The organism is Micromonospora sp. NPDC049282, from assembly GCF_043197045.1.
Lineage (GTDB): Bacteria > Actinomycetota > Actinomycetes > Mycobacteriales > Micromonosporaceae > Micromonospora.
Genome location: NZ_JBICSL010000024.1, coordinates 71684 through 80699, shown reverse-complemented (window position 1 = coordinate 80699; position 9016 = coordinate 71684). Strand labels below are relative to the sequence as shown.

Here is a 9016-nt window from a genome sequence, read left to right as displayed (position 1 = left end):
ACATTCCGAACCCGGAAGCTAAGCCCTCCAGCGCCGATGGTACTGCACTCGGGAGGGTGTGGGAGAGTAGGACACCGCCGGACAATCTTTCAGTCAGGGCCACCCCCAACCGGGGTGGCCCTGACTGCTTTTCGTGACAAGACCCGGAATCCCAGTGACCAGCGGGTCGGGGGCGTGGGTCAGCGGCGCTGGATGCCCTCGCGGATCTGCCGGAACAACGCCGCGGCGTCGTCGACCGCACGGCCCGGGAACATCCCCATCGCCACACTGCCGTGATCGGCCCAGCCGCAGACCGCGAAGTCGCCCCCGTCACCGCTCGTCCGGCCGCACTTCATCACGCCGCCCAGGCGGCCGGCGTCGACGTCGCGGAGACCGGCAACCTTGCCGGTCTCGTCGGCCATCAGGCCGAAGAGGGTGTCCAGGTCCCGTTCCGGCTGCCAGAGCAGCGTGGCGCCGCCGAACAGCAGCACCGACCGCTTCGCGTCCGCCGGGTCGCGGTAGACCGTGCCGAAGCTTCGGTCCAGCTCGATGTCGGCGGCGAACCCGTCGCGCAGGTATTCGGCGGTGCTGCGGGCCCGATCGCTGTCGTCGCGGGTGAGCCCGGCCACGCCGGCCGGTTGGGTGAGCTGCGTGTCCTTCTGCTGGAAGACCCGCCAGCCGGCCGTCCCGAGCGCGCCGGCGCCGGCGAGACCGACCGCCAGGGCCGCGGCCAGCACGATTTTCCGGCGCCGTGAGGCGGGCCGCCGTTCGGACTCCTGTGCCGGATCGCGGCGGCTCAGTCGGATCGGCTCGTCGGTCAACTCGACCGGACCGTCACCCCCGCCGACCGGACGCTCGGTGAGATGCGCGTCGGACATGTCCGCCACCGTACGCGAATCACCGGTGGCGCACGTCGGGTCTCCGAAAGCGCTCCGTAGACTTTCAGGGTGACCGAGAGACTGGATGCCCGACGCCCCGACGCCCCGACCCTCGCCGGCCAGTACCAGCCCGGCGAGGTAGAGCAGCGACGGTACGAGCAGTGGGTAGCCGGCGGGCACTTCCGGGCGTCGGCGCAGAGCGACAAGCCGCCCTTCACCATCGTCATCCCGCCGCCGAACGTCACCGGCTCGCTGCACATGGGCCACGCGTTCGAGCACACGCTGATGGACGCGCTCACCCGGCGCAAGCGGATGCAGGGCTTCGAGGCCCTGTGGCTGCCCGGCATGGACCACGCCGGCATCGCCACCCAGAACCTGGTCGAGCGGCAGCTCGCCGGCGAGGGGCTGTCCCGGCACGACCTGGGCCGGGAGAAGTTCGTCGAGCGGGTCTGGCAGTGGAAGGCCGAGTCCGGCGGCGCGATCCTCGGCCAGATGCGCCGGCTCGGCGACGCCGTCGACTGGGACCGTGAGCGCTTCACCATGGACGAGGGCCTCTCCCGGGCCGTGCAGACCATGTTCAAGAAGCTCTTCGACGACGGTCTGATCTACCGGGCCAACCGGATCATCAACTGGTGCCCGCGCTGCCTCACCGCGCTCTCCGACATCGAGGTCGAGCACACCGACGACGAGGGCGAGCTGGTCTCGATCCGCTACGGCGACGAGGTCGTGGTGGCCACCACCCGGGCCGAGACCATGCTGGGCGACACCGCGGTCGCGGTGCACCCGGACGACGAGCGTTACCGGCACCTGATCGGCACCGAGGTGGCGCTGCCGCTCACCGACCGGCGGATCCCGATCGTCGCGGACGAGCACGTCGACCCGAGCTTCGGCACCGGCATGGTCAAGGTGACCCCGGCGCACGACCCGAACGACTTCGAGATCGGCCAGCGGCACGACCTGCCGGCGCTGACGATCATGGACGAGCGCGGCGTCATCACGGCGCCCGGCCCGTTCGAGGGCCTGGACCGGTACGAGGCCCGCCCGGCCATCGTGGCGGCGCTGCGCGAGCAGGGCCGGATCGTGGCCGAGAAGCGGCCCTACCTGCACGCGGTGGGGCACTGCTCGCGGTGCAAGACGACGGTCGAGCCGCGGCTGTCGCTGCAGTGGTTCGTCGACACCGGCCCGCTGGCCAAGGCCGCCGGCGACGCGGTGCGGGACGGTCGGGTGACGGTCGAGCCGGCCGAGCTGACCAAGCGCTACTTCGCCTGGGTCGACAACATGCACGACTGGTGCATCTCGCGCCAGCTGTGGTGGGGCCACCGCATCCCGGTCTGGTACGGCCCGGCCGGCGAGATCGTCTGCGTCGGCCCGGACGAGGCGCCGCCGGCCGGCGAGGGCTGGCGGCAGGACGAGGACGTGCTGGACACCTGGTTCTCCAGCGGCCTCTGGCCGTTCTCCACCCTCGGCTGGCCGGAGCAGACCCCGGACCTGGCGAAGTTCTATCCGACAAGCGTGCTTGTCACCGGCTACGACATCCTGTTCTTCTGGGTCGCCCGGATGATGATGTTCGGCCTGTACGCGATGGACGGCGTGCAGCCGTTCGACGTGGTGGCGCTGCACGGCATGGTGCGCGACGAGCACGGCAAGAAGATGTCGAAGTCGTTCGGCAACGTGGTGGACCCGCTGGACTGGATCGACCGGTTCGGCGCCGACGCCACCCGGTTCACGCTGGCCCGCGGCGCCAACCCCGGCCAGGACGTGCCGGTCAGCGAGGAGTGGTGCCAGGGCTCCCGCAACTTCTGCAACAAGCTCTGGAACGCCACCCGGTTCGCGCTGCTCAACGGCGCGCACACCGACGGTCCGCTGCCGGACGCCGGCAGCCTGTCGACCGTCGACAGGTGGATCCTGTCCCGGCTGGCGCACGTCACCGCCGAGGTGGACGAGCAGTTCGAGGCGTACGAGTTCGCCAAGGTCTGTGATCTGCTCTACCACTTCGCCTGGGACGACGTCTGCGACTGGTACGTGGAGCTGAGCAAGCCGACGCTTGCCGAGGGCGGGCCCGCGGCGGACGCCACCCGGCGCGTGCTGGGGCACGTGCTGGACCAGCTCCTGCGGCTGCTGCACCCGGTGATCCCGTTCGTCACCGACGAGCTGTGGTCCGCGCTCACCGGCGGTGCGACCGTACTGACGGCGGCCTGGCCGGTCGCCGACCGTACCGGGATCGACGACGCCGCGGAGGCGGAGCTCGCCACCCTCCAGCGGGTGGTGACCGAGGTCCGGCGGTTCCGTTCGGACCAGGGGCTGCGGCCGACCCAGCGGGTCGCCGCGCGGCTCGACGGCCTGGCCGGCGCGGGCATCGCGGCCCACGAGCCGCTGGTCCGGTCGCTGGCCCGCCTCGACGCGCCCGGCGACGACTTCCAGGCCGCCGCCACGCTGGCCATGCCCGGCGAGGTGAGCGTCGCGCTCGACACCCGGGGCGCCATCGACGTGGCCGCCGAGCGGGCCCGGCTCGCCAAGGACCGGGCGGCGGCCGAGAAGGAGGCCACCCAGGCGCGGGCGAAGCTAAACAATCCGGCGTTCGTCGGCAAGGCGCCCGAGCCGGTGGTCGCGAAGATCCGGGAACGGCTGGCGGTGGCCGAGGCGGATCTGGTCCGGATCGACGCCGCCCTGGAGGCGCTGCCCGCATGAGCGACCGCACCGATCACACCGCGTTCGTCGAGGTGGAAGCCGCGCTCAACGCGCGCGGCTTCACCCGGATGCGCTTCGAGCTGGAGAAGATCGAGAGCCTGCTGGACCTGCTCGGCAGCCCGCAGCGGGCGTACCCGTCGATCCACCTGACCGGCACCAACGGCAAGACCTCGACCGCCCGGATGATCGACTCGCTGCTGCGGGCGTTCGGGCTGCACACCGGTCGCTACACCAGCCCGCACCTGGAGACCGTCCGGGAACGGATCAGCCTGGACGGCGAGCCGGTGAGCGAGGAGCGGTTCGTGGCCATGTACCGCGAGATCGCGCCGTTGGCGGAACTGGTCGACCAGCGGTCCACCGAGCCGCTGACCTACTTCGACCTGACCACGGCGCTGGCGTTCGCCACGTTCGCCGACGCCCCGGTCGACGTCGCGGTGGTGGAGGTCGGGCTCGGCGGCGCCGAGGACGCGACGAACGTGATCCAGGCCGGAGTCGCCGTGATCACCCCGATCGGGCTGGACCACACCGAGTGGCTCGGCGACACGGTCGAGGACATCGCGCTGCACAAGGCGGGCATCATCCACCCCGGCGCCACCGTGATCGCGGCGGCGCAGGAGGAGGAGGCGGCCCGGCCGATCCTGGAACGCTGCGCCGAGGTCAACGCCACGGTCGCCCGCGAGGGGGCCGAGTTCGGGGTGATGCGCCGGGCGGTCGCCGTCGGCGGCCAGGTGCTCACCATCCAGGGCCTGGGCGGGGTGTACGAGGAGATCTTCATTCCGCTGCACGGCGCGCACCAGGCGCAGAACGCGGCCGTGGCGCTGGCCGCGGTGGAGGCGTTCCTGGGCGCCGGCGCGCGCCGGCAGCTCGACATCGAGGCGGTCCGTGAGGGCTTCGCCGCGACCAGCTCCCCGGGCCGGCTGGAGCGGGTGCGTACCGCCCCGACGGTGCTGCTCGACGGCGCGCACAACCCGCACGGGATGGCCGCCACGGTGGCCGCGCTGCAGGAGGAGTTCGCGTTCAGCAAGCTCGTCGGCGTGCTGGCGGTGCTCGGCGACAAGGACGCGGCCGGCCTGCTCGAACTGCTCGAACCGGTGCTCGACACGATCGTGGTCGCGGAGAACAGCTCGCCCCGGGCGATGCCCGTCGACGAGCTGGCCGAGCTGGCCCGGGAGGTCTTCGGGTCGGACCGGGTGCAGGTGGCCCGGGAGATGCCGGACGCCATCGAGTCGGCGGTGGCCGAGGCCGAGTCCGACGTGCCGGGTGAGTTGTCGGGCGTGGGTGTGCTGATCACCGGTTCGGTGGTGACCGTGGCCGACGCCCGCCGGCTGCTCAAGCGATGACCGGCCCGGAGCGGCGCCCGGACGCGCGGCCGCGCCCCGACGCGGAGCCGGGGTCGGGCCCGGAGCAGCCGGGTGGGGCGGGCCCGGGCGGCGTCCGCCGGTCCGGCCTGCGCGACCCGGACCGGGCGGTACGCGGCCTCGGCGCCGGCACGCTCGCCCTGGAGGCGCTGGTGCTGCTGCTGGCCATCCAGCCGATCCGGGTGGTCGGCGGTGACCTGAGTGGCGCCGCGATCGGCGCGATCGTCGCGCTGGCGGTGGCCTGTGTGGTGCTGGCCGGCATGATGCGCCGCGGCTGGGCCTGGCACGCCGGCACGGTGGTGCAGGGCCTGCTGCTGCTCTCCGGGCTGCTGCACTGGTCACTGCTCGTGCTCGGCGTGATCTTCGCGCTGGTCTGGGCGTACGCGTGGCACGTGCGCCGGGTCATCCTCGGCTGAGCGCCGCCCTCCTGCTGAGCGGGGCCCCTTCCTGTCGCCCAGGCGTCAGGAAGGGGCCCCGCCTTGCCTCTCAGGCGTCGGCGAGCGTGCGCCACTGGGTCAGCGCGACACCGTGACCGTCGGGGTCGCGGAAGGCGGCCGCCCACACCTCCAGCTTGGTGCCCCGGTTGACCACCCGTGGGGCGTACGTGAACCGCACGCCGGACTCGCGCAGCCGCTCGTACGCCGCCTGGATGTCGTCGACCTCCAGGTTGACGTGCACCAGCCGGCGGCTCATCGGGGCGGCGCCGGTCACCCGGCGCAGCACCAGCCGGGTCGGCCCCGAGCCGAGCACCGCGTTGCCCTCGCCCCGGTCCAGCTCGTCGAAGCCGAGTTCCCGGTAGAAGTCGAGGGACCGGTCCAGGTCGGTGACGAGCAGCGTGATCCCGACCCCGCTGATCGGGCTGGCCAACTCGTCCGGCTCGGCGGCGCCGGTCGGACCGAAGATGGCCTCGTCCAGCTCCTGCGGGGTGGGCGGCGTGTCCCGCTCCGGCCCGTCCCGCTCCGGGGCGTCCAGCGGAACGTCGATCGGGTCCACCGCCACGGTGTCGTCGGCCTGTTCCTCGGCCGGTGGGCGGGGCGTCGGCGCGCGCCGGGGGAGTGGGCCCGCTGGAGCCGGCTCGACCAGTTGCCCCTCCAGCACGACCGGGCCGCCGGGCCGCTGACGCATCACCACCGGCTCGCGTTCCTCGGGCCGCGGCGGGAGGTCGTCCAGCAGCGGGTCCGGCGCGGGCGGGTAGTCGTCGCGGAAGTCGTCCTCCGGGGCGCGTCCGGCCCACGGTGGTGCCTCCTGCGCGATCAGGGTCTCGTCGTACGGGTTCGCGTCGGCGTACTCCGGCGGCAGGTCGCTGACCGGGGCGGAGTTCTCGGCGTGGGTGGGCACCTCGTCCCAGAGCACCCGGACGTGGCGCTGGTCGTCGAGGGCCACCCGGACGGGCAGCGCCTGGCCGAGCGAGGGCCACTTGGCGACCGGCACCCGGGGCTCGATGATCTTCTTGGAGCGGGGCGGCAGCCCCGGCGCGTCGATCACCAGCTGCAGCTCGCAGCGGCCGAAAGCGTACTGGGTGGGCGGTTCGGAGGCGCTGTGCACGTGCCCCAGGCCGACCACCCAGGTGCGGCCACCGCCACGGACCGTGGCCAGGGCGATCGCCAGCACCAGCAGCGCGACGCCGAGCGCGACGATCGCCCAACTGGTCATCCCGAGCCCGAACAGGGTCACGAACGCGGCCACGGTGCCCAGCACCGCGCCGATCAGCTTGCGTACCGGCGCGATGGTGCGGTTCCCGCCATTCGCCACAGTGGACCTCCCAGGGGTTCCATGGTCAGGCTAGGCCGCCGCGGCGGGCCAGGGAAGACGCAGCCGCCGCGCCGGCGCCGGGACCGGGTCGCTACGCTGACCGTACCCAGCGCGACCCGGTTCAGGTGCACAGGAGGAAGCCAGCGTGTCCAGCAGCAGCCCGGACGAGCGGACGCTCGTACTGATCAAGCCCGACGCGGTGCGCCGTGGTCTGGTGGGCGAGATCCTGTCCCGTTTCGAGCGCAAGGGCCTGCGGATCGACGCGCTGGTGAGCCGGACCATGGACGGCGACTTCGCCGACCAGCACTACGCCGAGCACGTGGACAAGCCGTTCTACCCGCCGCTGAAGACGTTCATGACCGGTGGCCCGCTGGTGGCCCTGGTGCTCTCCGGCGACCAGGTGATCGAGGTGGTGCGCGGCATGATCGGCAGCACCGACGGCCGTAGGGCCGCCGCCGGCACCATCCGCGGCGACCTGTCCCTGTCGAACCGGGAGAATCTGGTGCACGCCTCCGACTCGACGGACAGCGCCAAGCGTGAGATCGCCCTCTGGTTCCCCGAGCTGGGCTGACCGACCTTCCGACGGCCCCGGCTCCCCCCGTGGGACCGGGGCCGCCGTGTGCTCAGCGGCCGACCCGGGTCAGCTTGTCGGGGTTGCCGACCAGGTAGACGTTGGTGATCCGGCCGTCGGCGGCCGCCACACCGAGGGTGTACCGGACCCCGGACGGCCACGGCCAGCTCAGCAGCAGCGCGGGCGCGCCGTTGAGCTGGACCGGCGTGGCCCGGACGCCGGGGCGACGGCGGCCGTACACCCCGGCGAAGAAGCGGGCGATCCGGTCCGCGCCGTGCACCGGGTTGCGCGCCGCGCGGATCCGCCCGCCGCCGTCGGACCAGGCGGTGGCGTCGGCCGCGACCAGATCGGTCAGCCGGACCAGGTCGCCGTCGCGGGCGGCGGCGAGGAAGGCGTCGAGCAGCCGGCGCTGCTCGGCCGGGCCGGCGGTGAAGCGCCGCCGTTCCTCGGCGAGCCGGGCCGCCGCGCGGTGGTGCAGCTGGCGGCAGTCCGCCGCGGACCGGTCCAGGATGTCGCCGATCTCGGCGTACGGCACGGCGAACGCGGTGTGCAGCACGTACACCGCCCGCTCCGGCGGGGTGAGCCGCTCCAGCAGGTGCAGCAGGGCGATGGAGATCGTCTCCCGCAGCTCGACCGTCTCCAGCGGCCCGAACGGCGACGGATCGGTGGGCACCGGCTCGGGCAGCCACGGTCCGACGTACGTCTCCCGGCTGGCCTGCCGGGCACGCAGCCGGTCCAGCGCGAGCCGGGTCACCACCCGGGACAGGTAGCGGCGGGGCTCGGTGACCGCCTCCCGGTCGACGTCGAGCCAGCGCAGGTACGCCTCCTGGAGCACGTCCTCCGCGTCGTGCAGGCTGCCCAGCAGCCGGTAGGCCAGCCCGAGCAGCATCGGCCGGTGCGCGGTGAGCGCACCGGCCGCCTCCGCCGCCCCGGTGGAGGTCACACCTCGAGCGGTGGCTCGGTCCGGCTGCTGATCACGATCCGGTTCCACACGTTGATTGTCGCGATCGCGATGACGAGGTCGGCGAGCTCCTTCTCCGACCAGACCTTCGCGGCCGCGTCCCACACCTCGTCGGGCACGCCGTGCTCGCCGAGCCGGGTGACCGCGTCGGTCAGCGCCAGCGCGGCCCGCTCCCGCTCGTCGAAGAACGACGGGGCCTCCCGCCAGGCGGCCAGGGCGAAGAGCCGCCGGTTGTCCTCCCCGGCGTCCAGCGCCTCCCGGGTGTGCATGTCCACGCAGAACGCGCAGCCGTTGAGCATCGACGCCCGCACCTTCACCAGCTTCAGCACGGTGTGGTCCAGGTTGCCCCGGATGTAGGTCTCCAGCCCGCGCACCAGGCGGTACGCCTCCGGCGCCACCGTTGCCATGTTGATCCGGCTCATCGCCGCCTCCCTCGTGTCGTCCGTACGTGCACACGACGGATCCCGGCCCGGCCGGCGTGACGGCGCGGCGGTGTGACGCCGATCATGCGAGGTGTCGAGCGGGGGCCCCTGCTATACCGGAGGCGTTGAGAAGGGGCCCCGCCTTACTCGGAGGCGGAGGGGTGGGCGGGTCGAGTATCGTTGGCGCGGTAAGGCGACGACCCGGCCATCACCGGCGAGCCTCCGGAAGAACAGCCGGGCAACCGGCCCAGTAGAACCGGACGGGACGGCCCGTCACAGCCGGCCAATGAGCGGGCGGTCGATCCTGACCGTCAAGCGGGGTGGTACCGCGGACCACCCGGGAGCGCCGTGAGGCACGCCCGGATCGGTTCGTCCTCGCAGACCCACCGACGAGTGAGCTGCGCGAG

General features: G+C 73.0%; 8 protein-coding genes. 4 read left to right on the top strand and 4 right to left on the bottom strand.

Going from position 1 to position 9016, the window contains the following annotated elements; all coding sequences use genetic code 11:
- Positions 1–179: 179 nt before the first annotated feature.
- A complete protein-coding gene (locus ACGFI2_RS27990) occupies positions 180–857 on the bottom strand; it encodes a hypothetical protein (RefSeq protein ID WP_393522404.1) in 678 nt (225 codons plus the stop codon).
- A gap of 69 nt (positions 858–926) precedes the next feature.
- On the opposite strand from ACGFI2_RS27990, the gene ACGFI2_RS27985 reads away from it, so the two are divergent.
- The 3 genes from ACGFI2_RS27985 to ACGFI2_RS27975 are packed head-to-tail and all read left to right on the top strand — an operon-like array spanning position 927 to position 5319.
- The gene (locus tag ACGFI2_RS27985; RefSeq protein ID WP_393522402.1) at positions 927–3545 is read left to right on the top strand and encodes a valine--tRNA ligase; all 2619 of its coding nucleotides are present in this window, start codon (positions 927–929) and stop codon (positions 3543–3545) included.
- Entirely contained in the window at positions 3542–4885 is a 1344-nt protein-coding gene (locus ACGFI2_RS27980) for a bifunctional folylpolyglutamate synthase/dihydrofolate synthase (RefSeq protein WP_393522399.1), read from the top strand. The genes ACGFI2_RS27985 and ACGFI2_RS27980 overlap by 4 nt, the downstream gene beginning before the upstream one ends.
- A complete protein-coding gene (locus ACGFI2_RS27975; protein WP_393522397.1) occupies positions 4882–5319 on the top strand; it encodes a DUF4233 domain-containing protein in 438 nt (145 codons plus the stop codon). Before ACGFI2_RS27980 ends, ACGFI2_RS27975 begins: the two co-directional genes overlap by 4 nt.
- Before the next feature lie 70 nt (positions 5320–5389).
- Here ACGFI2_RS27975 and ACGFI2_RS27970 read toward each other — a convergent pair whose 3' ends face one another.
- Positions 5390–6655: a VOC family protein gene (locus ACGFI2_RS27970; protein ID WP_393522394.1), complete on the bottom strand. Its 1266-nt coding sequence runs from the start codon at positions 6653–6655 to the stop codon at positions 5390–5392.
- Positions 6656–6800: 145 nt separating this feature from the next.
- Between ACGFI2_RS27970 and ndk the strand changes: the two genes are divergently transcribed.
- On the top strand, positions 6801–7226 hold the full coding sequence (gene ndk / locus ACGFI2_RS27965) for a nucleoside-diphosphate kinase (RefSeq protein ID WP_393522391.1): 426 nt from the start codon (positions 6801–6803) through the stop codon (positions 7224–7226).
- Positions 7227–7278: 52 nt separating this feature from the next.
- Here the strand turns inward: ndk and sigJ are convergent, their stop codons facing one another.
- Positions 7279–8169 (bottom strand): RNA polymerase sigma factor SigJ, encoded by an 891-nt coding sequence (gene sigJ / locus ACGFI2_RS27960; RefSeq protein WP_393522388.1) that lies wholly within the window; start codon positions 8167–8169, stop codon positions 7279–7281.
- Positions 8166–8609, bottom strand: coding sequence for a carboxymuconolactone decarboxylase family protein (locus ACGFI2_RS27955; protein WP_393522385.1), 444 nt, complete (start codon positions 8607–8609; stop codon positions 8166–8168). The genes sigJ and ACGFI2_RS27955 overlap by 4 nt, the downstream gene beginning before the upstream one ends.
- Between the last annotated feature and the right edge of the window lie 407 nt (positions 8610–9016).